The sequence below is a fragment of the Polaromonas sp. P3_B4 genome (assembly GCF_056402835.1).
Map to the genome: position 1 here is coordinate 2,172,025 of NZ_JBFUGQ010000001.1, position 21,513 is coordinate 2,193,537.

The following is a 21,513-nucleotide window of genomic DNA, read 5'->3' on the forward strand; positions in this document are numbered from 1 at the left end:
AAGCTTCAACATGAATCAAGACCTCTCCATCGTCAGCCTCATCCTCAATGCCAGCTGGGTCGTTCAGGCCGTGGTGGCGTTGCTGGTCGGCGTGTCCATCGCCAGCTGGGCCGCCATCTTCAGGAAAATCATTGCCCTGAAAAAAGTGCAGAAGCTCAATGACGAATTCGACCGCGAGTTCTGGTCGGGTACGAGCCTCAACGACCTTTTCGCCGGTGCTGCGCAAAACGCCAAGCACTCCGGCCCCATGGAACGCATTTTTGCCAGCGGCATGCGTGAATACCAGAAGCTGCGCGAGCGCCGCATTACCGACGCCGGTACCCTGCTGGACGGCGCGCGCCGCGCCATGCGCGCAAGCTACCAGCGTGAGGTGGACGCGATCGAAGCCAATCTCTCCTTCCTTGCCACCGTTGGCTCCGTCTCGCCTTACGTCGGCCTCTTCGGCACGGTCTGGGGCATCATGCACGCCTTCACCGGCCTGGCCGCCCTGGAACAGGTCACGCTGGCCACAGTAGCACCGGGCATTGCCGAGGCGCTGGTAGCCACCGCCATCGGCCTGTTCGCCGCCATTCCGGCCGTGGTGGCCTACAACCGCTTCTCGCATGACATCGACCGCGTTGCCAACCGGCTCGAAACCTTCATCGAAGAGTTTTCCAACATCCTGCAGCGCAACCTGGGCGCCCAATCACCCTCCGGCCACTAAGCCAGAAGGAGACCGCCATGCCAGCAGTCAATTCCCGCCGCGGCCGCAACCGGCGCACCATCAGCGAGATCAACATGGTGCCGTTCATCGACGTCATGCTGGTGCTGCTCATCATCTTCATGGTGACGGCGCCGCTGATCACGCCCAGCATGATCGCGCTACCCAAGGTCGGCAAGGCGCCCAGCCAGCCGCAGAACCCGGTGCAGATCCTGATCAGAAAGGATGAAACCGTGCAGATCAAAATCAAGACCGACAGCGTGCCCAGCAACGTGCGCAACGTCGCAGGCGACATCGCCCGGCTGGAACCGGCGGTGAAGGCCGCCGGCGCCGAAGCTGTGCCCGTGGTCATCAGCGCCGACAAATCGATCAAGTACGAAACCGTGGTCCAGGTCATGGACAACCTGCAAAAAGCCGGGGTGTCACGCGTGGGCCTTTCGGTACAAACCGGCAACAAGTAGCCGCCCGTAACCCGCCATGCCCAGCGCCGCAGATCGCCTCGAATTCGGACCGCCCCGCGACAGCGGGTCGTTGCGCGCGTTCGGGCTGGCCTTGTTCGCCCACATCCTGCTGATGGCCGCGCTGACCTGGGGCATCAACTGGAAACACAGCGACAAGGCCGTGTCGTTTGATGCAGAAATCTGGTCCAGTGTGCCGCAGGCGGCAGCGCCCAAACTGGTGGAAGCCCCTACCCCACCGCCGCCCCCACCCGCGCGCCCCACGCCGGAAGTGAAGACGCCGCCGCCGGCATCCAATGTCGATATCGCCCTGGAGCAGGAGAAAAAGCGCAAGCTGTTGCAGCAGCAGAAAGAGGCCGAGAACCAGAAGCAGGAAAAGCTCAAGGCCGAACAGCTCGCGAAAAAAGAAAAAGAACTGAAGGCCAAAGAAGAGCAGGCCAAACGCAAGGCTGCCGAAGACGCCAAAAAGGCCGAAGCGAAGAAGCAGGACGCGAAAGACGACGAGAAGCAAAAACTGGCCGATGCTGCTGCGAAGAAGCTGCGCGACGAAAACCTCAAGCGAATGATGGGCCAGGCCGGTGCCACCGGCGGCGCCGAGGCCAAAGGCACAGCGCAAAAAGCCGGTGGGCCCTCAGCGAGTTATGGCGGCAAGGTCAGGGCCAAGGTCGTGCCCAATATCGTGTTCACCGAAGACATTGCGGGCAACCCGACCGCCGAGGTGGAAGTGCGCACCACACTGGACGGCACCGTCATCAGCCAGCGCCTGGTCAAATCCAGCGGTAACAAAGCCTGGGACGATGCGGTGATCAAGGCCATCATCCGCACTGGCACCATGCCGCGCGACGTGGATGGGCGGGTTCCAACGCCCATGATTCTGGAATTCAGGCCCAAGGACTAGGCCCCGCGCAACAGTCCGCTATCAATTCAATAGCTGCTCGCGCACATCCTTATTGGCCCAGAGGCCAATTTCATTCATAAACAATCTGCACCAGCCCTTTGTCGGCCTGCGCCATCCAGCTGGCCAGCGCGGCATCGGTGGGGAAGAATTTGGCCGCTTCCCCCAGATGAAGCTCCGCTGTCACGCCGCCGGCCTCGCCTTGGCGCCTGAGGCTCAACCGTACCGGCAAACCGCGGCTCAACTCTCCCTGGTCTGACATCTCGCGGCGTGGCGGGAAGTCCCTGACCAGCCGGGAGATATCCGGTGCGGTACCGTTGACCGCCACCCGCAGGTACTTGCCGAATTTGCAGCGGGCAGTTTCCAGGTCCCAGACCTGCGTGACCTTGAAGCGGCGGCCGAAGCGCTCCGACGCACCCTGCAGCGTACCTTGCACGATCACCAGTTCGTCGTCCTTGAGCAGGTTGCGGTTGGCGTTGAAGGTCGTTTCGTCCACCGAGGCTTCAAGCACGTCGGTCTTGTCGTCGAGCTTGAAAATGATCAGCTTGCCGCGGTTGCCGTTGATGACGCGCAGGTCGCTCAGAATGGCAGCCAGAAGCTGAGGTTCGCGCGAATCGATCAGGTCCTCAATCTTGCGCTTGGCAAACTGGCGCACTTCGGTCTCCACCTCGTCAAAGAGGTGGCCCGAGAGGTAAAACCCGATCGCCGTTTTTTCCAGTACCAGCCGCGCCTTCACACCGAAAGGCATAGCCTCGACCAGCGCCGGCTCCTGGGTGCTGGCCGCGTGCGAGTCGGACATGTCGAACAGCCCGCCCTGGTTGGCATTGGCTTCGGTCGCAGCGGCAAACTCAAAGGCGCGGTCCACCGACGCCAGCAGCGACGCACGGTTGAGCTGCAGGTTGTCAAAAGCTCCGCCCTTGATGAGGGCCTCGACCGTGCGCTTGTTGAGCCGGCTGCGGTCCACACGTACGCAAAAATCGTAGAGCGAGGTGAACGGGCCGCCTTCCTTGCGCGCCGCCACGATGGCGGCAATCGCCTGCTGGCCCGTGCCCTTGACGGCGCCCAGGCCGTAACGCACCGATGTGGCACTGATCGGCTCGAAGCGGTAGTCGCCGCGGTTGATGTCGGGCGACTCGAACTGGATGCCCATCTTCTGCGCGTCACCGAACAGGATCTTGAGCTTGTCGGTGTCGTCCATTTCCACCGTCATGTTGGCGGCGAAGAATTCAGCGGTGTAGTGCACCTTCAGCCAGGCTGTGTGGTAGGCCAGCAGCGCATAGGCGGCGGAATGCGACTTGTTGAAGCCGTAGCCCGCGAATTTTTCCATCAGGTCGAAAACCTCGTCGGCTTTCTCCTCGCTCAGGCCGCCCTCGCCCGCACCCTTGCGGAAGATCTCGCGCTGGGCGTCCATCTCTTCTTTTTTCTTCTTGCCCATGGCGCGGCGCAGCAAGTCGGCGCCGCCCAGCGAATAGCCGCCCAGGATCTGCGCGGTCTGCATCACCTGCTCCTGGTAGACCATGATGCCGTAGGTCTCTTCGAGAATGGCCTTGACGCGTGGGTCCGGGTATTCGGGCACTTCCTTGCCCTGCTTGCGCGCGATGTAGGTCGGGATCAGCTCCATCGGCCCTGGCCGGTAGAGCGCATTCATGGCGATCAGGTCTTCCAGGCGGTCCGGCTTGGCATCTTTCAGCATGCGCTGCATGCCGATACTTTCAAACTGGAACACGGCTTCGGTCTGTCCCCTGCCGAACAACTCGTAAACCTTTCGGTCGTTGAGCGGCAGGTCTTCAAACTTGAAGTCTTTTTGCGCCGGATGGCGCGCGATGATGAACTCCCGGGCGATTTCCAGGATGGTCAGCGTGGCCAGGCCCAAAAAGTCGAACTTGACCAGGCCGATCGCTTCCACGTCGTCCTTGTCGAACTGGCTCACGGCGGAATCGCTGCCAGGCTGGGCATAGAGCGGGCAAAAATCGGTCAGCTTGCTGGGGGCGATCAGCACGCCCCCGGCATGCATGCCGACGTTGCGGGTCAGGCCCTCGAGCTTTTGCGCGAGCGCCAGCAGGGTTTGTACGTCCTCTTCCTTGCGCTCGCGCTCGGCCAGGATGGGCTCCTGCTCCTTGGCTTGTTCAATCGTGATGTGCTGGCCCGGTTTGTTCGGAATCAGCTTGGAAATGCCGTCGCAAAAGCCATACGGAAAGTCGAGCACGCGGCCCACGTCGCGGATGGCGGCGCGCGCGGCCATGGTGCCGAAGGTCACGATCTGGCTCACGGCTTCCTTGCCGTATTTGTCTTTCACGTAATCGATCACGCGGTCGCGGTTGCTCTGGCAAAAGTCGATGTCGAAGTCGGGCATGGATACCCGTTCCGGATTCAGGAAGCGCTCGAACAGCAGGTTGTACTGCAGCGGGTCCAGGTCGGTGATCTTGAGTGAATACGCCACCAGCGAGCCCGCGCCCGAGCCCCGGCCCGGCCCCACCGGGCAGCCGTTGTTCTTGGCCCAGTTGATGAAGTCACCCACGATCAGGAAGTAGCCCGGGAAACCCATCTTGAGGATGGTGTTGATCTCGAACTCCAGGCGCTTCACATACTCGGGCCGCTTCTGGTCGCGCACGGCCACGTCGCGGTACAGGTGAGTCAGGCGCTCTTCCAGCCCTTCAAACGACGCGTGGCGGAAGTATTCGTTGATCGGCATGCGCACGCCATTGACTTCCGGCGTGGGATAGTCGGGCAGCATGGGTTTTCCCAGCTCCAGCGTGAGGTTGCAGCGCCGGGCAATTTCCACGGTGTTGGCCAGCGCGGTGGGCACATCGGCAAAAAGCGCCGCCATCTGCGCGGCCGACTTGAAGTACTGCTCCCGCGTGAACTTGCGCACGCGGCGCGTGTTGCCCAGGATTTCGCCTTCCGAAATACACACCCGGGCCTCATGTGCCTCGTAATCGTCGTAAGTCAGGAACTGCACTGGGTGGGTCGCCACCACCGGCAGCTTGAGCCGCGCGGCCAGCTGAACGGCGGCCGCCACATGACGTTCGTCATCGGGACGCTGGGCGCGTTGCAGTTCGAGGTAAAAACGGTGCGGGAAGAGGCCCGCAAAGTACAGCGCACATTCGACGGCGCGTGCGCTGTCGCCCTGCAGCAGCGCCTGGCCCACAGCCCCGCCCTGCGCCCCCGACAGCGCAATCAGGCCTTCATTGAGTTCCTGCAGCCATTCGAGCTTGACCACCGCCTGGTCGCGCACCACGTTTTTTGTCCAGGCCCGCGTCAGGATCTCGGACAGATTCAGGTAGCCCTGACGGTTTTGCACCAGCAGCAGCAGGCGCGCGGCGGGCGCCCCGGCGTCCTTGCCCGGCACCTGCACCCACACATCGGCCCCAATCAGGGGTTTGACACCAGCACCCCGGGTTTCCTTGTAAAACTTGACCGTCCCGAACAGATTGCTGAGGTCGGTGATGGCCAGGGCCGGCTGGTGGTCGGCAGCCGCAGCGGCCACAACTTCATCGATGCGGTTGGTGCCGTCGACGACTGAAAACTCGGTGTGAAGGCGCAAATGAACAAACATAAAGGTCATTTTAGGGCCGAGGCTGTCCGCTGAGGCGCCGTGACGCAGTGCAAGGCCCCGCATGCCTGCCTACAATCGACCGGATCATGCAAATCCTGAACATTGCGGCCTATAAATTCGTCACGCTGGCGCACCCTGCGATGCTGCAGGGCAGCATCGAACAGGCGCTCCAACAACGCGCGATCAAAGGCACGGTACTGCTGGCAGAAGAAGGAATCAACCTCTTCCTGGCGGGCCCGGCGGCAGATATTCATGATTTTTTGGCATGGCTGAAACAGGATGCCCGCTTCAGCGACCTGCAAGCCAAGGAAAGCTGGTCAGCTGCCCAGCCGTTTCGCAAGCTGCTGGTCAAAGTCAAGCCGGAAATCATCCGCATGAACCACCCCGCTATCCAGCCGGCCGCTGGGCGCGCTCCGGCGGTGGACGCCGCCACGCTCAAGCGATGGCTTGACGCGGGCTGCGATGATACCGGCCGCCCGGTGGTGACGCTGGACACCCGCAATGACTTTGAGGCCGATGTCGGCACTTTCAAAAACGCCATCGACTGGCGCATCAGCAAGTTCACCGATTTTCCCCAGGCCCTGCTGGCACACCGGCAAGAGCTTGCGGGCAAAACTGTCGTGAGTTTTTGCACCGGCGGCATTCGCTGCGAAAAGGCAGCCATCCTCATGCGCGAAGCCGGTATCGAAAACGTCTGGCAGCTCGATGGCGGCATCCTCAAGTATTTTGAGGAAAGCGGGCGCGCGCATTTTGACGGCGAATGTTTTGTGTTTGACGAGCGACGCGCCCTGGACCCTGAACTGAAACCCCAGGTCAATCCCGTGGCCAAACCACTGTCAAGGCCTGTTCCCCTGGCTGTACCTCCAGCATTCGGGGTCTTGTCTGACAGCTGAGGAATGAGTGCCGTGCGAAGCTTTTAGTTGCTCACCACCGTCACATCCACACCCTGCTTTATTTTGTGCATGCCAATGAGGCGGAGCCCGCCCCCAAATACACGGTAGCCATCATGCCCCTCGAGTCATCCCATTCACGCATCCCCGGCGCCAAGGCCCGGTCGTCCGCATTGGCCACTCGGTTCAGCGCGGTACGCCAGCAAACCGAAGCCCTGATCAAACCCCTGAGCCCCGAAGACTGCCAGCTCCAATCCATGCCGGACGCCAGCCCTGCCAAATGGCACCTGGCTCACCTGACCTGGTTCTTCGAGACTTTCATCCTCGAGCGGTTTGAACCGGACTTCAAGCCGTTTGATCCCGGCTTCAGGGTGCTGTTCAACAGCTACTACAACGGCGTAGGCGACAAGTACCCGCGGCCCAAACGCGGACTGATCAGCCGCCCCTCCCTCGATGAGGTGCTGGCCTATCGCGCACAGATCGACCAGCGCATGTTGGCCGTGATCGCACAGGTGGAGGCCGGCACCGACACCGCGCAGCGCAGAGAATTAGCGGAACTGGTCACCCTCGGTCTGCACCACGAGCAACAGCACCAGGAACTGCTGCTGACAGACATCAAACACGCGCTGTCTTTCAATCCGGCACGTCCCGCCTATGCCAGCCGCTGGCCGCTTGCCGGCATACATCCGCAACCGGTGGACTGGCTGCGCCACGACGCGGGTCTGGTGGAACACGGCTTTGACGCGGGACGCGACGGTGGGTTTGCCTTCGACAACGAAACGCCGCGCCACAAGGTGTATGTGGCGGCCTTCGAGCTGGCCAGCCGGCCCGCCACCAACGGCGAGTTCATGGCCTTCATCGCCGACAGGGGCTATCAGCGCCCGGAGCTATGGCTTTCCATGGGCTGGGACTGGGTCACTGAGAACGGCGTTAGCCTGCCCTTCTACTGGCAGGGCTCCAGTGGGCGCTACCAGCACTTCACGCTGCAAGGGCTGATTGATGTAGACCCGAACACGCCGGCCTGCCATCTCAGCTACTTCGAAGCCGATGCCTTTGCGCGCTGGTCCGGTGCACGCCTGCCGACAGAGTTTGAGTGGGAACTGGCAGCACGCAGTGTGGCGGCCAGCCCTGTGCCGCAAGGCAATTTTGTAGAAAAATCGGCATACCACCCCCTGCCACAGCAGGAGGAAAGCCAGGGTGTGCCGGCGCAGATGTATGGCGACGTCTGGGAATGGACACAGTCCAACTACAACCCCTACCCCGGCTACAAGCCCTGGGAAGGCCTGGTGGGTGAGTACAACGGAAAGTTCATGTGCAACCAGTTTGTGCTGCGCGGAGGCTCCTGCGCCACGCCGCAAAGCCACATACGTGCCAGCTACCGCAACTTTTTTCCGCCCGATGCCCGCTGGCAATTCAGCGGCCTGCGCCTGGCGCGTGACCTGCCCGACGGCCGGCCCTGAGAAGCACTGTCAGGCTATTCGCGCAACACGTCCAGCACATCCGAGTTGAATTCGCGGTTGTACAAAATCAGCACCACCACGGCGGTGGCCAGCGCAAACGCAAAGGTGGAAAAAAACCAGGCCATGATGCCGAAGCTGAAGTAGTAGGCCCGGAGCCCGTCGTTAAAGGTTTCGGCCGCCAGGCTCACCATGCGGCTGGCGCGCGTGGCAAACGCTTCACGGTCGAACTTCCCCACCTCAAACTCCTGCGGCGACGGCATGGAGCCAATCAGCAGAGCGACAAAGGTGTATTGGCGCATGGACCAGCTGAAGCGGAAAAACGCATAAACAAACACGGCCACCATCAGCAGCACCTTGAGGTCGAAAATCAGTACCGAGGTGCGCACGGCAAACGGGATTTCGCGCACCAGCTCGGCCGCCTTGTCGGTGGTGCCCAGCAGCGCGAACAGCCCACCGATGATGATGATCGTGGTTGAAGAGAAAAATGCCGGTGTGCTGGAAAGATTCTGCGTGATGATGCCGTCGATCACGCGCGGGTCGCGCGACGTGGCCTGTATCAGCCAATGGTGCCGGTAACGGTTGGTGGTACGCAGCAGCGAAGGCCGTTTGACCCCATAGTGCCGGGCGAACCATGCATAGCCCATCCAGCCGCCAAAGAACCAGACAATGGCCATCCAGTCGGACCAGGGAAGCAGGCTGAAAATTTGCATCGCGTGATCTTAAACGCTGCGCTTTCCCTGAAAAGGCTTTGATCGCGCCTCAGCCCGCAGTGAATTTCCGTTCAGGCAACGGGATGAATTCAGTCTCCCCGGGCACCTGCCCCATGGCCTGGGCGGCCCAGTCCTCGCCGGCCTGCACGATACGTTCCTTGCGGCTGGAAACAAAGTTCCACCACATGAAGCGATGTGCATCCAGTGCGTCGCCGCCAATCACCACCAGCCGCGTCGGGGTGTTTGCGCTGAGCTGTACTGCTGTGCCGGGCGAGAGGGTCGCCAGCGTGTGCATTGCCAGCGGCTCGCCGTCCAGCAGCAGGTCGGCGTCCACCGCATACAGAGCCATCTGCGCTGCCAGCGGCGGCAACGTGAAAGGCGTGCCCGCCGCCAGCGCCACATCCAGGTAAAGAGTTTTGGAGAAGGTCTTGACGGGCGAGACTTTTCCGAATGCCTCACCGACCAGCACACGCACCACCGCACCGTCCACGGATACCTCTGGGATGCTGTCCGCCGGCGTGTGTGAAAAACCCGGCGCTGTTTCTTCAAACTCTGCGGGCAAGGCAGCCCATAGCTGCAAGCCATGGTTCACATATGGGATGTCACGCAGGTCGTCGGGCGCGCGCTCTGAATGCACAATGCCCCGCCCTGCCGTCATCCAGTTGATGGCACCGGGTTCTATGCGCTGGGCAGAGCCGATGCTGTCGCGGTGCATCATGGCGCCTTCGAACAGATAGGTCACAGTGGCCAGGCCGATGTGCGGATGCGGCCGTACGTCATGGTTGGTACCGGGTTGTTCGGTCACCGGGCCAAAGTGGTCAAAGAAAATGAAAGGACCAACCGACTGCTGCTGCGCGGAAGGCAGCAGGCGGCGCACCATGAAGCCGCCGCCCAGGTCTTTGTGATGTCCTGTCAGTTTCAGCGCAACGCTCATGCCAGCCGCTCCACATCCGTCGTGATTTCCGTCGTGACCGTGCTCATGAGCTTGTGCACCGGGCATTTCTGGGCCACGGTGTGCAATTCCTGCAACTGGGCATCCGTCAGGGCGCCCTTGATCTGGAGTTTGGTGGCAAGCCTGTAGACACCGGCGCGCTCCTGAGAGTCGTCCCGCTCAACCCGCGTTTTTATCTCATCGACAGGAATCCCCTTCTTGCGGGCGTACCACATCACCGTCACGGCCTTGCAGGCGCCGAGCGCCGCGTCATACAGGTCGTGGGGTGAGGGGCCGGCATCGTCACCGCCTTCTGCCAGCGTAGCGTCGGTAATCAGCTCGTGGCTGCGGATTTGCAGATGCTGGGCCAGCTCCGCCGGAGGGTTGCGCCTGAGTTCAACGGTCATGACAATTCCTGTAAAAAGAAAGCTGGTTTAGAAAGCTGATTCAGGGAGCGAATCTCGCGGCGATACCGGCCACGCGCTGCCCGAAGTTGCGGGCGTTTTCCAGGTCGCCTGCATTCATTTCGCCGGCACCTGCATCCGATGGCGATTGTGCGACAGCGCCACTGTAAGAGCCAAGGTAGTTGGTGTCGCTGCGCACCGCCGCCTTGCTGTTGCTGGGCAGTACGCCCTGGCTGACCCAGATGCCGCCATGCTGCATGGCCAAAGTAAAGAGGTAATTCAGCGTCGACATCTTGTCACCGCCCATGGCTGCGCTGTTGGTGAAACCGGCAAACAGCTTGTCCTTCCAGGCCTGGGTGTACCAGGGTTTGGACGAAGCATCGGCAAATTTCTTGAACTGCCAGCTGACACTGCCCATGTAGGTGGGTGACCCCATGATGATGGCCGTGGCGGCATCGAGGGTTTCCCAGCCGCCTTCGGGCAGGTCGCCGTCGGCATTGATGGCCACCAGTTCAGCGCCTGCGCCTTCGGCGATTGACTGCGCCATGCGTTGGGTGTGGCCATAGCCGGAGTGGTAAATCACGACAACTTTGGACATTCGGTGTCTTTCGCGGCAGAGAGTTGAAATCTAAAGCAGGCAAACAAAAAGGCTGCAGCAGGGCTTCATGCCCAAAGCTGCAGCCCCGTTGATGGATCAGCCTTTGGTCTTGCCGTCTACGCTCCAGGCGCCGCCGCCAAAAGCTGCGACGGTGAACAGGCCGCCGACGATGGCCATGTTCTTGAAGAACGCCATCTGTTGCGCAGGATCAACCCAGAACGCGTGAAAGACGCAGGTGATGACGACGGTGAAGACGCCAATGGCCAGCGCGGCCCAGCGCGTCTGGAAGCCCACGGCCAAAAGGATGCCCAGGCCGAGCTCTACCACGATGGCAATGGCGGCAGCGACTTCAGGCAGCGGCACGCCTTTGGAGGCGATGTAGCCAACCGTTCCGGCAAAGCCGGCGATCTTGCTGAAGCCGGCAGGCACAAACAGCAGGGCCAGCAGCAAGCGGCCGATCAGGGAGAGAGGGTTTTGCAGGGAATTGAGCATGACGAGTCCTTATAAATAAAGTAAACGGGGAAATGATGGAGGAAAAAAACACTCTGGGCAAGCGCCATACTGCTGCCAGCATTCGGCGCTTGACCTGGGTGATGGGTTACAGCATGTGACCGGGCGTTACGGCGTCAGGTCAAACACCAGCACCTCGGCGTCCTGGCCGTGGCCCAGTTGCAGTGTGCCTTCTGCCTGCAGCGCAGCGGCATCGCCGGCCTTCAGCACCTGGCCGTTGACTTCAAGCTGTCCGCGAACCAGGAACACATAGGTCTTGCGTTTCGCGTCGAGCGACAGCGTGGCGGTTTCCGCGCCGTTGAAGAGGCCTGCATAGAGCCTGGCATCGGCATGGATCAGCACCGAGCCCTGGCTGCCGTCGGGCGAAGCCACCAGCCGCAACGTGCCGCGCTTTTCGGCATCGGCAAACGTTTTTTGTTCGTAGCTGGGGGGAATGCCGGTCACGTTGGGTTCAATCCAGATTTGCAGGAAATGCGTGGTCTGGCCGTCTGCGTGGTTGAACTCGCTGTGCTGCACGCCGGTGCCCGCGCTCATGCGCTGCACATCACCGGGCGGGATGCCCTTGATGTTGCCGATGCTGTCTTTGTGCGCCAGCTCACCGCTCAGCACATAGCTGATGATTTCCATGTCCTTGTGGCCATGGGTGCCGAAGCCGCGGCCGGCGGCAATGCGGTCTTCGTTGATGACGCGCAGGTTGCCAAAACCCATGTGGGCCGGGTCGTAATAGCCGGCGAACGAAAAGGAATGAAAAGATTTGAGCCAGCCGTGGTCGGCATAACCGCGTTCGCCGGAGGTTCTTAAAGCCATCATGAGGTGCTCCTTTCAAGGTGCGTTGAACTGCGTTGCAATGACTCCAATGTAGGCGCCGGCAGCCCGCTTTTCATTGCTGCGTTTTGATGGCATCATTCAAATTATTTGAATGATATTTCTCCCAATGAGCAATAACCGGATTCGCGATGCCCTGACCCCCGAGAGCATCAGCCTGATTGGCGCCGTGCACCGGGCCGGCAGCATGGCAGCTGCGGCACGCGAGCTGGGCCTCGTTCCCAGTGCCCTCACCTACCGCATCCGCCAGGTGGAAGACGCCCTGGACGTGCTGCTGTTTGACCGCTCTTCGCGCCAGGCCAAGCTGACCGAGGCCGGCAAGGAACTGCTGCGTGAAGGCAACCGATTGCTGGCCGAACTCGACGCCGTGGCCAATCGCGTCAAACGCGTCGCCACCGGCTGGGAGCCGCAGCTTACGCTGGCCGTGGACAGCGTGATCTCGCGCACCACCGTGATGGAGCTGTGCGAGGCTTTTTTTGCCCTGAACCCACCCACACGCCTGCGGATCCGCGAAGAAGCGCTCTCAGGCACGCTGGAAGCGCTTACCTCAGGCCAGGCAGACCTGGCCATCGGGGTGGCCATGGAACCGTCCGTCAATACATCGGTGCAGCACAAGACGCTGGGCAGCATTCATTTCATCTACGCAGTGGCGCCCCATCACCCACTGGCAAAAGCTGCTGAACCGATAACGGATGCGATGCTGATGCCCCACCGGGCCGTGGCCGTGGCAGATTCCGTGCAGCGTGGCAGCGGCATCACTGTGGGCCTGCTCGGCGGCCAGGACATTTTTACGGTGCCCGGCATGCAGGAAAAACTGCAAGCCCAGCTGCGCGGCCTGGGCGGCGGCTTCCTGCCTGAATACCTTGCGCGTCCGCATGTCGCCACCGGCAGGCTGGTCGAGAAAAAAATGCAGCGAGCCCCGCGCCTCGTGCCCATGAGTTATGCGTGGTTGCGCGCCGTGGACGGCCATGGCGGGCGGGCACTGCAGTGGTGGCTGAAGCAACTGGAAAATTCCGCCACACGAAAAGCCCTGCTGGAGCGCGACCAGTCTGCATGAAAACCCGTAGTGGCACGCAATAACTGCGCATGCGCTGCGGCTGCGTGTAGAGTGTGTGCGTAGAACAGCTTCCTGAAGTTTTCGTTTATGGTTGAGATGTGATGACATACGCCGGGACGCCGCAAATCACTTGAACGATCCGCAGCACCCCATTCGTCAAACCGCACAAAGTACAAAGACATGACAAAAAAATCCATCCGCTCCCCTGAATCCGCGGCTCCGCGCCGCATTGCCGTCATAGGCGCAGGCATTGCGGGCATTGCCTGCGCCCGTACCCTGGTGCAGGCCGGGCACCGCGTCACCGTGTTTGAAAAAAGCCGGGGCGCCGGCGGCCGGATGGCCACACGCGAAAGCGAATTCGGCGGTTTTGACCACGGCACGCAATATTTCACCGTGCGGGACGCGCGCTTTGAAAAGGCCCTGGCCACCGCTACCGGGCTGGTCCGGCCCTGGAGCGCCAACACCGTGCGCATCCTCGATGAACTGGGCCGTGTCGTGGCCTCGGCGCTGCCGCCCAAGGAAGCCCACTGGGTCGCCTCACCCGGCATGAACGCACTGGTGCGGCTGTGGGCCCAGCCCCTCGATGCCGCCGGCCAGCTCGCGCTGGAAACCGAAGTCATGCGGATCGAACCCGACAAGCTGCACGCCAGCCAGTGGCAATTGCAAACCGAAGGGCCCGGCGCAGACAGCCGCGTGCATTCGGGCTTTGACACCGTCATTCTGGCGGTGCCGTCTTCGCAGGCGCAGGCCCTGTTGCTCAGCTCGCAACAGGCCAAGCCCCTGGTGGCCGAGTTGTCAGAGGTCAGCGTTGCGCCCTGCTGGACACTGATGCTGGCTTTTCCGCAAGCGATGCAGCCCACCATGGCGCACCTGGGGCCCCATTGGAATGCAGCGCGCAGCACGCACCACCGCATTGCCTGGCTGGCGCGGGAATCGTCCAAGCCTGGGCGCAGCCCGATCGAACGCTGGACCGTGCAGGCCAGCCCGGAATGGTCGGAACGCCACCTGGAAGACGATGCCGAGCGTGTCAAGGCCAAGCTGCTGAAGGCCTTCACAGAAGTGACCGGCATCCGCGCCCAGCCGCCGCATGCGGCGGTGCACCGCTGGCGCCACGCCCAGACGCAACAACCCCTGGGCAAAACCCACGCCTGGGACGCCAAATCGCGCATTGGCGCGTGCGGCGACTGGTGCCTCGGCCACCGCGTCGAAGATGGCTTTGTCTCGGGCCTTGAGATGGCCCTCGAAGTTTGTTAGCCCCCACGCTTGTCGCTTCGCGTACTGCGCTGCCCCCCGAGGGGGCTGGCCTTGCTTGGGGCGGCCCGGCGCGGCGGCCGCCAGGTTAGCTTTCTCATAGTTTCTTCTGCTTATGGCCTCGGGCTACAAAGGTAGGTTTGCGCCTTCTCCCACAGGCCCGCTCCACGCGGGCTCGCTGGTGGCGGCCCTGGCCAGCTGGCTGGATGCCCGGGCGCACCACGGCCGCTGGCTGGTACGCATCGAAGATGTCGATACCCCGCGCTGTGTGCCGGGCGCAGACCGCGTCATTCTTGAACAGCTCGCCTGTTGTGCCCTGGTACCCGATGAAGCACCGGTTTACCAGTCACAACGCGGCGCCCTGTACCAGAACGCCCTGGATTCACTGGTCACCCGCGGCCTGGCCTACCCCTGTGCCTGCACACGGCAGGACATTGCGCGGGCGCTGGCCGCGTCCGGGCAGCCACGCGAACGCCATGGCGAACTGGTGTACCCCGGCACCTGCCGCAACGGGCTGCATGGCCGTGCTGCACGTGCATGGCGGTTTTTGACGCCAAATTATGTGCCAAATAGCGCCCTGGCCCAATCAGGTATTGCGCGAGCAGCTATTAATTTAATAGCAACTGATGCCACGCCGCTGGCTACCGCACAAGCCGAAGTCCGCTGGGACGACCGCCGCCTGGGCACACAGATGCAAGACGTCGGCCGCGATGTCGGCGACTTTGTCCTGAAACGGGCGGACGGCCTCTGGGCCTACCAGCTGGCCGTGGTGGTGGACGATGCAGCCCAGGGCATCACCGACATCGTCCGCGGTGAAGACCTTGCCGACAATACCGCGCGGCAAATCCTGCTGCAGCGCGCACTCGGCTTGCCGCTGCCGCGCTACCTGCACACGCCGCTGGTGCTGGGCGCCAATGGCGAAAAGCTGTCCAAGCAGAACGGTGCCCAGCCGCTGGACACCTCCCAACCGCTGACGCTGCTGGCCCAGGCGGGCCAAACGCTGGGGCTGGAAGTCGAGCGAATAGCCAACGCCGCGACACCCGCCGCCTGGCTGCAACTGGCCGCGCCACTCTGGGCGACTAAAATCGGCAAGTGATTGAAACCCTTCCCCCCGTGCCGCCTGCCTCGCCCGAAGGCGCGCCCGCCGACACCCACCCGCCCCACAACATCCGCAGCTTTGTGCGCCGCACCGGCCGCACCACGGCAGGCCAGGCCAAGGCCTTTGCCGATGTGGGCCCGAAGTTTTTGCTGCCATATGCCGATGCAGCGCTGGATTTTGAAAAAGCCTTTGGGCGTAGCGCCCCCACCATCCTCGAAATAGGGTTTGGCATGGGCGAGGCCACGGCGCACATTGCCGCGCTGATGCCCGAGAAGAACTTCATTTGCTGCGAAGTGCACACGCCCGGCGTGGGCGCCCTGCTCAAGCGTATCGACGAACAGAAGCTGTCCAACATCCGCATCCTGCAGCATGACGCGGTCGAAGTGATTGACGACATGCTCCCCCGCGCCAGCCTCGACGGCGCGCACATCTTTTTCCCGGACCCCTGGCACAAGAAAAAACACAACAAGCGCCGGCTGATCCAGCCACCGCTGATCACCAAACTGGCGGCCCGCCTCAAACCCGGTGGTTACCTGCATTGCGCCACCGACTGGCAGCCTTATGCCGAGCAAATCCTGGAAGTACTGAGCGCTGAACCGCTGCTGAAAAACACCGCGGACAGCAGCGCCGGCGGCTATGCGCCCAAGCCAGCCTACCGCCCACTGACCAAATTTGAAAACCGCGGCATCAAGCTCGGGCACGGCGTCTGGGACGTCGTGTTTGTCCGTGCCTGATTTTGCGGTTGCGCAGGTGTGAGCAAAACACCCAAACTAGGACTGCACGGCATGCCCACGCGGGACGGCATCAGCCCCAGCTGCGTCGGCCTGCCGCCCGGCAGCTGGCCCAGCATCACCGAGTTCCTGGTGGAACGCTTCCCGGCCATCTCACGCGATGTATGGCTGCAACGCATGCACGACGGCCTGGTGGTCGATGAATTCGGCGAAGCCGTCACCGCCGAACGTCCCTACCGCGGCCACATTCGCGTGTACTACTACCGCGCACTGGACGAAGAGCCTCGCATCCCCTTCGAAGAAACCGTGCTGTTCCAGGATGAACACCTGGTGGTGGCCGACAAGCCGCATTTTTTGCCCGTCACGCCCTCGGGCCACTACCTGCAGGAGACGCTGCTGGTGCGCCTGAAGAACCGGCTCGGCATCGACGGCCTGGTGCCCATCCACCGCATTGACCGCGAAACCGCGGGCCTGGTGCTGTTCTCGGTCAACCCGGCCGAGCGCGATGCCTACCAGTCATTGTTTCGCCGGCATGAGGTCACCAAGCACTACGAAGCCGTGGCGCCATGGCGCGCCGACATCGGCTTTCCTCTCACGCGCAAAAGCCGCATCGTCGAAGACGAGCCTTTTTTCCGGCAGCGTGAAATAGAGGGCCAGCCCAACAGCGAAACGCTGATCGATGTGCTCGACGTGAAGGACGACAAAGCGCTGTATGCCCTCAGCCCCGTAACGGGCAAGAAGCACCAGCTGCGCGTGCACATGAATGCGCTTGGCCTGCCGCTGCTGAATGACCGCATGTACCCGCCGGTGGAAGTAACACCCGACGACGATTACCGTTACCCGCTGCAGCTGCTGGCCAAGTCCATTGCGTTCATGGACCCGGTAACGGGCGAGCAACGACGCTTTGAAAGCCGGCTGGCACTGCTGGACCTGCGGCCTTGATGAGGCCTTGTTATATGTCGCCCCTGGCGCCAAGCCGAAGGCGGTCCGCTGGAACGATGGGTCAGGCGCCGCGTTGGACCACGACCTCCCACAACGCTTTCTTGCGAACGTACTTGTTGGTCGTCTGGTGTTCCCTGGACAAGACCTTCCACCCGATTGCGAACAGTTCGTCGACGCCCTGCTCATCGAAGAACCTCTTGGCCTGGCCGTCAACAAGGTAGTAGTTTGGCTCGATGGCAGGATGCCCAGTGGCTCCAAAGTTCTTGTCCTCAACCGAGTTCAGCCGGCACAAGAGCAGCCCACCCGGCTTGAGCGTCTGCCTGATCCGGCTCACAAGTTCCAGGGTTTCATGCCATGGAAAGTAGTGCAGGGTGAGGCTTGCCACAACGGCACCAGCTTCGCCAGGGCGGAGGGGAAACGGATCTCTGATGTCCTGGCATGAGATGCGTGCCTGAGGTGCCCGGAGCCTCGCAGCGGCGACAGAAGTGGCGGAAAGATCGAAGGCGAGAACGGAAAGGCCGGCACCGACCAGGGTGGATGTGTCTGCGCCTGTTCCACAACCGATCTCAAGCACCGGCAGTGAGCCAGCGGACTCCTGGAGCATCGGAAGCCATCGGCTAAGCCACGGGTCGTGGAGCATGTGTTTCTCGGCTCCTAACGTTTGAAGTAAGCAGCACGTGACGGCGCCACCGATACGGACGAAGCGGGCAAGCCTGCCCCGCCGTTGTGTGTCCGTTTGGCTGAAGGGTTAGATGACTTTGGTGGCAGCATGAATGAACACCGCGAAGAGTGCAGCCAGAATACTGACGACAAGCCACATTGGAACTTTCACGCCCTGCGGCTTGAGCAGGCCAGCCTCAGTGGCCGCAAGGAATACCTTCTCTCGACGTGAAGGTGAAGCGAGCACGACCCCGAGAGGACCACCTGCACCGACGAGTACAAACAATGCGCCGCAAATGATGCGCAACCACACCTCGAACTGGAATGTTACGGCATGAGGGCCGACGGCATACGCAATAAAGGACGGGCCCAGTTTGCGGTAGACCGTGATTTGCCCAGACGCCCAGCCGTGCCAGCCGCTCCGGGAAAGAAAAATGCCGACTGCCAATATCGCAGCAAAGGCAAGAGCGAGGCGAACAATCGTTCTCTTGCGGATAAGTGAGACTTCCGACATGTATGTGCACCTAACGTTTGACTCAAGCGGACCGCCGAAGGCGGGACCATTCGAAGGAAGGGTTAGCCGTCAACTTCACGGGAACCTCGCCAGTAGACTGGCCCTTGTCATGTGGGCAGGCATGTGAAGACTGATACATAGGTAGGCAACGACGTTGCGAGAAGGCCCAGGCACATGACGCAGGCAGCCGCGGGAACGATAGGTTAGGTTTCATGGACTGCGAAAAGCGTAAGTGACTTACATCCCACCGGTCGTGCCACCTAATGTGCCTTTTTTATTTGTTGAGCAGCGAGTTGCGCCGTCCTCTTGATTCCATCTCGATACGCCTCAACCAGCTCCGCCGCTCTACTGAGGGCATCCTCGAACGATGCGAAGGTGTAATTCGCGTTGGCGGTGATCTCGTCATCCGAATTTTTGTTGGCGTCTGCGCCATAACTGATGGACTGCGAATAGATCGAATTCTCTGTCTTTATGTCTACGAGTTCAAACGAGACATTCAACCTGGGCGCGAACGTCGTCTTTAGCCGACTGGAATAAAGTCCCATATTCGATATGGTCACCGTCAGTATGCTGTCCGCGGCGATTACGCTATTTTTGTAGTCAATCGACGTCGGGTCGTCCTTTTCATATTTGATCCCATCTCCCGGTATGGCACTTTGGTTGGCCTCCTTCAAAGCACTCAAGGTGGCAGATGCAAGTTCCTCTTGTACGTTGAAGGCCTGCTTTTCCAGCGCCGCCTTAAGTTCGTTGATTCGATTCTTTTCAACCCCCTTCTTCACGAAGAAGGCCGGGCCGGGAAAGATAATATCCAGGCCGTTTGGCGCATTTTCAATTGAAAACTTTTCTACCGGCTGAACGGAGGCTACGGCGATAACTCTTTCACCGGGAGTCAAACTCGCCTCTGCTGCAGATAATTGCAATGGAAGAATCGAGATAAAGAATAGTGCGATGGTTGTTCGAGTCAAGTGAATCATGTCGTGGGCATAGCGTTTAAAAATTTAATGAAACCTGACATTGGAGTTGGCCGGCACGCAGTGGCAATGCGCCGCCAGACGTATGCTCCTGCACACGGCTCGCTACGCATTGTCGCGGCGTGTCCGTATCGAGCGACCCGCTAGACCGCGTAACCCTGCTAAGGACGTCGCTGGACAAAGAGCCTCCATGCGGGGTATCCGGCAAGTAGCAGGCAAGTGGCGAGTATTGCGACAAAGCCATAACCCGACACGATGCCCGGCGCTAGCCACTCGACCAAGCCCACGAGGGTAAAAAACCAGACGAGCCCCATCGCGAAGAGTGCGCCAATGAAATGAATGGCTTTGGACATGGGCGGCTGTTCTTATGCGACCTGACGTTTGAATTCAGCGGCCGCCAAAGGCGGTCCGCTGGAATGATGGGTTAAACCGCACGCTTGAAAGCAAGCATAGAAACTGCTGCCACAAGAGACAGCTTTGAAAGCAGCGGGAGGTATACCGAAAGAACGTGACCCAAAGGAGCTTCGTCATATTCGACGAAGACCATTGCGCGCCAGATTTCAGCGGGACGGCCAACGCCGACCGGCAAAAAGAATAAGTTCCAGAGCAAACCGCTGAGGCCAGCTATGGCGAAGCAAGCACCAGCAAGCCATGAGTGACGAAGCCATACATACACGGCTAGAGCAAGCCATAAAAGCGGCAAGCCCCAGAGCGATAGCTTCGTGAGTTGATGTGCGATGGAGTCCATGAGGTCTAACGTTGGCGCTGCCCGGTGTGCAGCATGCGCCGCGAAGCGGCAACCTGCTGCTGCGTGTCCGCGCCAAGCAACCTGTTAACTTGCGCAGCAAGTACGGTGAAGCGTGGCATGGATTCGGCGGCCGGGGTAATCTTTGCAGTTGGAGTATTCATTGCGATAGTAAACGGCCCAGTAGCTTATGGTTCGCCTCCCGATGGTTTCGAAGTACGCGCGATTGGCGGCGATGAATTCTGTGTATAGAGTCATATTCAAGCTTGGAAGCGCCTGCTCTATCAATTTCACGATTGTGACAACGTATTCGCCGACGAGTTGAATGATGAATGGGATTGCCCAGGGCTCTTGGATTTCAATCAGTCGCTGTACGCACTTCTCCCGCAAGTACCCGTCGTGATGGCGTGTGCCCAAGCAGAGCGCGATGAGCCCCTGAATCCCAGGTCGATTTGCGCAGTTCAGCACTTGACTTTCCCTGTAGTAGACACGGTAGGGTATGTCGATTTTCTCCCCTCGCACCCAAACCTGGAACCCGGCTGCTGGTGGATGCCACTGGCAATCGGAAAGCTGCGGTAGCACGGCTCGAACCTCGTCCGCGAGTGCTGACGGGAATGCTCGTACCTCGGCGCGTTCGCTCATAGCTGGTTAGCGTTTGACTTAAGCGGCTGGCCGTAGGCCAGTCCGTTTGAAGGAAGGGTTAGGCGCCTGGCGCGCGGAAGAGGCAAGCGCCTCTATGAACGGCAGCACCCGCGGGTGAGCCTGGACCCAAGCTGAGCCGAGAAACTCGGTGATTGCACTCGCCGACAAGCCCTCAAAAGAGCCTGCCTTCGCGGCAGACAGTAGCTCGTGAGATGCGTGCATAACCTCTTCACTGATCTCGGACCCCGGCTCACCCGAGTGTTCTAGCCATTCCTTCTGGATGGCAGATATGAGCTTGCCCGCCGCAGCTTCGGGTGGTGTTCGTTCCTTGGACATATGTAGACGCTCAACTTGAAATTGCTACAGACCGAAGATTGCATCGCTGACGTTCTTGAGCCATTCCCGAAACGCAGGCCCTCGCGGGGCACCGGTGCAGAGGCGATGACGGTACAACCAGGTTCCGTATAGCGCGATCATGATCGCCACTAGTAGAGAGAGCAAGGTAAACGCGACTTCAAGCATGAGGGCGCCCAACGTCGGAAATGACCGGCGGCCAGTAGGCTGGCGAAGCCGGCCGATAGGACGTCCGTGTCGATTGACTTGTTAGAACGCACCGTCAGCGACCAAAGCGTAGCGCTAGATTCGCCGCTATCAACGCGAGCCCAAAGGGAATTGCACATGCGGCCAGTATGCCGGGAAGTGAGAAGCGCCGCACTGCAATGAATGCGCCGACCGCGCAAGCCATGCAGCCGATAGCCCAAGCCGCCGATGCGACCGACATGGCTGCACCGGCTATGGCAAGTCCGGCACTGCTCAAAGAGAACAGTCCAAGCACCATGCTAGCCATAAAGAGGCAGAGAGCCAGCACAGAGTAGATTGCTCGCATGTGCGTTCTAACGTAATGTATGCCGCAAAACCTGCGGTATAACCTGGCGCTTGCAATCTAATCTGGACATCTAAAACC

At 60.9% G+C, this 21,513-nt stretch carries 21 protein-coding genes; 10 read left to right on the plus strand and 11 right to left on the minus strand.

Features of this window, described 5'->3' with window-relative positions:
* Positions 1 to 10 precede the first annotated feature (10 nt).
* Genes tolQ through tolA form a run of 3 tightly spaced genes read left to right on the plus strand, consistent with a single transcriptional unit; the run spans position 11 to position 2,056 of the window.
* Positions 11 to 703, plus strand: coding sequence for a protein TolQ (tolQ, locus tag AC1DVV_RS10280; protein WP_457280238.1), 693 nt, complete (start codon positions 11 to 13; stop codon positions 701 to 703).
* A gap of 17 nt (positions 704 to 720) precedes the next feature.
* The gene (locus AC1DVV_RS10285) at positions 721 to 1,161 is read left to right on the plus strand and encodes a biopolymer transporter ExbD (RefSeq protein ID WP_477701758.1); all 441 of its coding nucleotides are present in this window, start codon (positions 721 to 723) and stop codon (positions 1,159 to 1,161) included.
* Positions 1,162 to 1,177: 16 nt separating this feature from the next.
* On the plus strand, positions 1,178 to 2,056 hold the full coding sequence (gene tolA, locus AC1DVV_RS10290) for a cell envelope integrity protein TolA (protein WP_477665707.1): 879 nt from the start codon (positions 1,178 to 1,180) through the stop codon (positions 2,054 to 2,056).
* A 70-nt stretch (positions 2,057 to 2,126) separates the two neighbouring features.
* Here tolA and dnaE read toward each other — a convergent pair whose 3' ends face one another.
* Positions 2,127 to 5,609, minus strand: a complete 3,483-nt coding sequence (gene dnaE / locus AC1DVV_RS10295) for a DNA polymerase III subunit alpha (RefSeq protein WP_457280235.1) — start codon at positions 5,607 to 5,609, stop codon at positions 2,127 to 2,129.
* An 86-nt stretch (positions 5,610 to 5,695) separates the two neighbouring features.
* On the opposite strand from dnaE, the gene AC1DVV_RS10300 reads away from it, so the two are divergent.
* The gene (locus tag AC1DVV_RS10300) at positions 5,696 to 6,502 is read left to right on the plus strand and encodes a sulfurtransferase (RefSeq protein WP_477701759.1); all 807 of its coding nucleotides are present in this window, start codon (positions 5,696 to 5,698) and stop codon (positions 6,500 to 6,502) included.
* A gap of 113 nt (positions 6,503 to 6,615) precedes the next feature.
* Positions 6,616 to 7,959: an ergothioneine biosynthesis protein EgtB gene (gene egtB, locus AC1DVV_RS10305; protein ID WP_477701760.1), complete on the plus strand. Its 1,344-nt coding sequence runs from the start codon at positions 6,616 to 6,618 to the stop codon at positions 7,957 to 7,959.
* Positions 7,960 to 7,973: 14 nt separating this feature from the next.
* Here egtB and AC1DVV_RS10310 read toward each other — a convergent pair whose 3' ends face one another.
* From AC1DVV_RS10310 to AC1DVV_RS10335, 6 genes are all read right to left on the minus strand, one after another.
* Positions 7,974 to 8,669, minus strand: a complete 696-nt coding sequence (locus tag AC1DVV_RS10310) for a DUF599 domain-containing protein (protein WP_457280233.1) — start codon at positions 8,667 to 8,669, stop codon at positions 7,974 to 7,976.
* 49 nt (positions 8,670 to 8,718) lie between these two features.
* Entirely contained in the window at positions 8,719 to 9,603 is an 885-nt protein-coding gene (locus AC1DVV_RS10315; protein WP_457280232.1) for a pirin family protein, read from the minus strand.
* Positions 9,600 to 10,007, minus strand: a complete 408-nt coding sequence (locus AC1DVV_RS10320) for an OsmC family protein (RefSeq protein WP_477665704.1) — start codon at positions 10,005 to 10,007, stop codon at positions 9,600 to 9,602. Before AC1DVV_RS10320 ends, AC1DVV_RS10315 begins: the two co-directional genes overlap by 4 nt.
* Before the next feature lie 40 nt (positions 10,008 to 10,047).
* A complete protein-coding gene (locus tag AC1DVV_RS10325) occupies positions 10,048 to 10,602 on the minus strand; it encodes a flavodoxin family protein (RefSeq protein WP_477665703.1) in 555 nt (184 codons plus the stop codon).
* 96 nt (positions 10,603 to 10,698) lie between these two features.
* On the minus strand, positions 10,699 to 11,094 hold the full coding sequence (locus AC1DVV_RS10330) for a DoxX family protein (protein ID WP_457280229.1): 396 nt from the start codon (positions 11,092 to 11,094) through the stop codon (positions 10,699 to 10,701).
* Positions 11,095 to 11,220: 126 nt separating this feature from the next.
* On the minus strand, positions 11,221 to 11,922 hold the full coding sequence (locus tag AC1DVV_RS10335) for a pirin family protein (RefSeq protein ID WP_477665702.1): 702 nt from the start codon (positions 11,920 to 11,922) through the stop codon (positions 11,221 to 11,223).
* Between the two features lie 124 nt (positions 11,923 to 12,046).
* Here AC1DVV_RS10335 and AC1DVV_RS10340 point away from each other — a divergent pair, with 124 nt between their 5' ends.
* From AC1DVV_RS10340 to AC1DVV_RS10360, 5 genes are all read left to right on the plus strand, one after another.
* Positions 12,047 to 12,994, plus strand: a complete 948-nt coding sequence (locus AC1DVV_RS10340) for a LysR family transcriptional regulator (protein ID WP_477665701.1) — start codon at positions 12,047 to 12,049, stop codon at positions 12,992 to 12,994.
* Positions 12,995 to 13,174: 180 nt separating this feature from the next.
* On the plus strand, positions 13,175 to 14,248 hold the full coding sequence (locus tag AC1DVV_RS10345) for an NAD(P)/FAD-dependent oxidoreductase (RefSeq protein WP_457280226.1): 1,074 nt from the start codon (positions 13,175 to 13,177) through the stop codon (positions 14,246 to 14,248).
* 112 nt (positions 14,249 to 14,360) lie between these two features.
* Entirely contained in the window at positions 14,361 to 15,341 is a 981-nt protein-coding gene (gene gluQRS, locus AC1DVV_RS10350) for a tRNA glutamyl-Q(34) synthetase GluQRS (RefSeq protein ID WP_457280225.1), read from the plus strand.
* A complete protein-coding gene (trmB, locus tag AC1DVV_RS10355; RefSeq protein WP_477701761.1) occupies positions 15,338 to 16,078 on the plus strand; it encodes a tRNA (guanosine(46)-N7)-methyltransferase TrmB in 741 nt (246 codons plus the stop codon). Before gluQRS ends, trmB begins: the two co-directional genes overlap by 4 nt.
* Before the next feature lie 51 nt (positions 16,079 to 16,129).
* On the plus strand, positions 16,130 to 17,017 hold the full coding sequence (locus tag AC1DVV_RS10360; protein WP_477701762.1) for an RluA family pseudouridine synthase: 888 nt from the start codon (positions 16,130 to 16,132) through the stop codon (positions 17,015 to 17,017).
* A 61-nt stretch (positions 17,018 to 17,078) separates the two neighbouring features.
* Here the strand turns inward: AC1DVV_RS10360 and AC1DVV_RS10365 are convergent, their stop codons facing one another.
* From AC1DVV_RS10365 to AC1DVV_RS10380, 4 genes are all read right to left on the minus strand, one after another.
* The gene (locus AC1DVV_RS10365) at positions 17,079 to 17,657 is read right to left on the minus strand and encodes a class I SAM-dependent methyltransferase (RefSeq protein ID WP_477701763.1); all 579 of its coding nucleotides are present in this window, start codon (positions 17,655 to 17,657) and stop codon (positions 17,079 to 17,081) included.
* Positions 17,658 to 17,765: 108 nt separating this feature from the next.
* Entirely contained in the window at positions 17,766 to 18,191 is a 426-nt protein-coding gene (locus AC1DVV_RS10370) for a hypothetical protein (RefSeq protein WP_477665697.1), read from the minus strand.
* Between the two features lie 260 nt (positions 18,192 to 18,451).
* Positions 18,452 to 19,165 (minus strand): hypothetical protein, encoded by a 714-nt coding sequence (locus AC1DVV_RS10375; protein WP_477665696.1) that lies wholly within the window; start codon positions 19,163 to 19,165, stop codon positions 18,452 to 18,454.
* A gap of 421 nt (positions 19,166 to 19,586) precedes the next feature.
* Positions 19,587 to 19,910 (minus strand): hypothetical protein, encoded by a 324-nt coding sequence (locus AC1DVV_RS10380; protein ID WP_477701765.1) that lies wholly within the window; start codon positions 19,908 to 19,910, stop codon positions 19,587 to 19,589.
* Positions 19,911 to 21,513: the final 1,603 nt, after the last annotated feature.

Bases quoted from the DNA above. Each gene is read 5' to 3' on its own strand.
- AC1DVV_RS10325 (WP_477665703.1), bottom strand. From the start codon at position 10,602: ATGTCCAAAGTTGTCGTGATTTACCACTCCGGCTATGGCCACACCCAA.
- AC1DVV_RS10345 (WP_457280226.1), top strand. From the start codon at position 13,175: ATGACAAAAAAATCCATCCGCTCCCCTGAATCCGCGGCTCCGCGCCGC.
- AC1DVV_RS10315 (WP_457280232.1), bottom strand. From the start codon at position 9,603: ATGAGCGTTGCGCTGAAACTGACAGGACATCACAAAGACCTGGGCGGC.
- AC1DVV_RS10285 (WP_477701758.1), top strand. From the start codon at position 721: ATGCCAGCAGTCAATTCCCGCCGCGGCCGCAACCGGCGCACCATCAGC.
- AC1DVV_RS10300 (WP_477701759.1), top strand. From the start codon at position 5,696: ATGCAAATCCTGAACATTGCGGCCTATAAATTCGTCACGCTGGCGCAC.
- AC1DVV_RS10310 (WP_457280233.1), bottom strand. From the start codon at position 8,669: ATGCAAATTTTCAGCCTGCTTCCCTGGTCCGACTGGATGGCCATTGTC.
- tolQ (WP_457280238.1), top strand. From the start codon at position 11: ATGAATCAAGACCTCTCCATCGTCAGCCTCATCCTCAATGCCAGCTGG.
- AC1DVV_RS10370 (WP_477665697.1), bottom strand. From the start codon at position 18,191: ATGTCGGAAGTCTCACTTATCCGCAAGAGAACGATTGTTCGCCTCGCT.
- AC1DVV_RS10375 (WP_477665696.1), bottom strand. From the start codon at position 19,165: ATGATTCACTTGACTCGAACAACCATCGCACTATTCTTTATCTCGATT.
- AC1DVV_RS10380 (WP_477701765.1), bottom strand. From the start codon at position 19,910: ATGGACTCCATCGCACATCAACTCACGAAGCTATCGCTCTGGGGCTTG.
- gluQRS (WP_457280225.1), top strand. From the start codon at position 14,361: ATGGCCTCGGGCTACAAAGGTAGGTTTGCGCCTTCTCCCACAGGCCCG.
- AC1DVV_RS10360 (WP_477701762.1), top strand. From the start codon at position 16,130: ATGCCCACGCGGGACGGCATCAGCCCCAGCTGCGTCGGCCTGCCGCCC.
- AC1DVV_RS10330 (WP_457280229.1), bottom strand. From the start codon at position 11,094: ATGCTCAATTCCCTGCAAAACCCTCTCTCCCTGATCGGCCGCTTGCTG.
- egtB (WP_477701760.1), top strand. From the start codon at position 6,616: ATGCCCCTCGAGTCATCCCATTCACGCATCCCCGGCGCCAAGGCCCGG.
- AC1DVV_RS10365 (WP_477701763.1), bottom strand. From the start codon at position 17,657: ATGCTCCACGACCCGTGGCTTAGCCGATGGCTTCCGATGCTCCAGGAG.
- dnaE (WP_457280235.1), bottom strand. From the start codon at position 5,609: ATGTTTGTTCATTTGCGCCTTCACACCGAGTTTTCAGTCGTCGACGGC.
- AC1DVV_RS10335 (WP_477665702.1), bottom strand. From the start codon at position 11,922: ATGATGGCTTTAAGAACCTCCGGCGAACGCGGTTATGCCGACCACGGC.
- tolA (WP_477665707.1), top strand. From the start codon at position 1,178: ATGCCCAGCGCCGCAGATCGCCTCGAATTCGGACCGCCCCGCGACAGC.
- AC1DVV_RS10320 (WP_477665704.1), bottom strand. From the start codon at position 10,007: ATGACCGTTGAACTCAGGCGCAACCCTCCGGCGGAGCTGGCCCAGCAT.
- AC1DVV_RS10340 (WP_477665701.1), top strand. From the start codon at position 12,047: ATGAGCAATAACCGGATTCGCGATGCCCTGACCCCCGAGAGCATCAGC.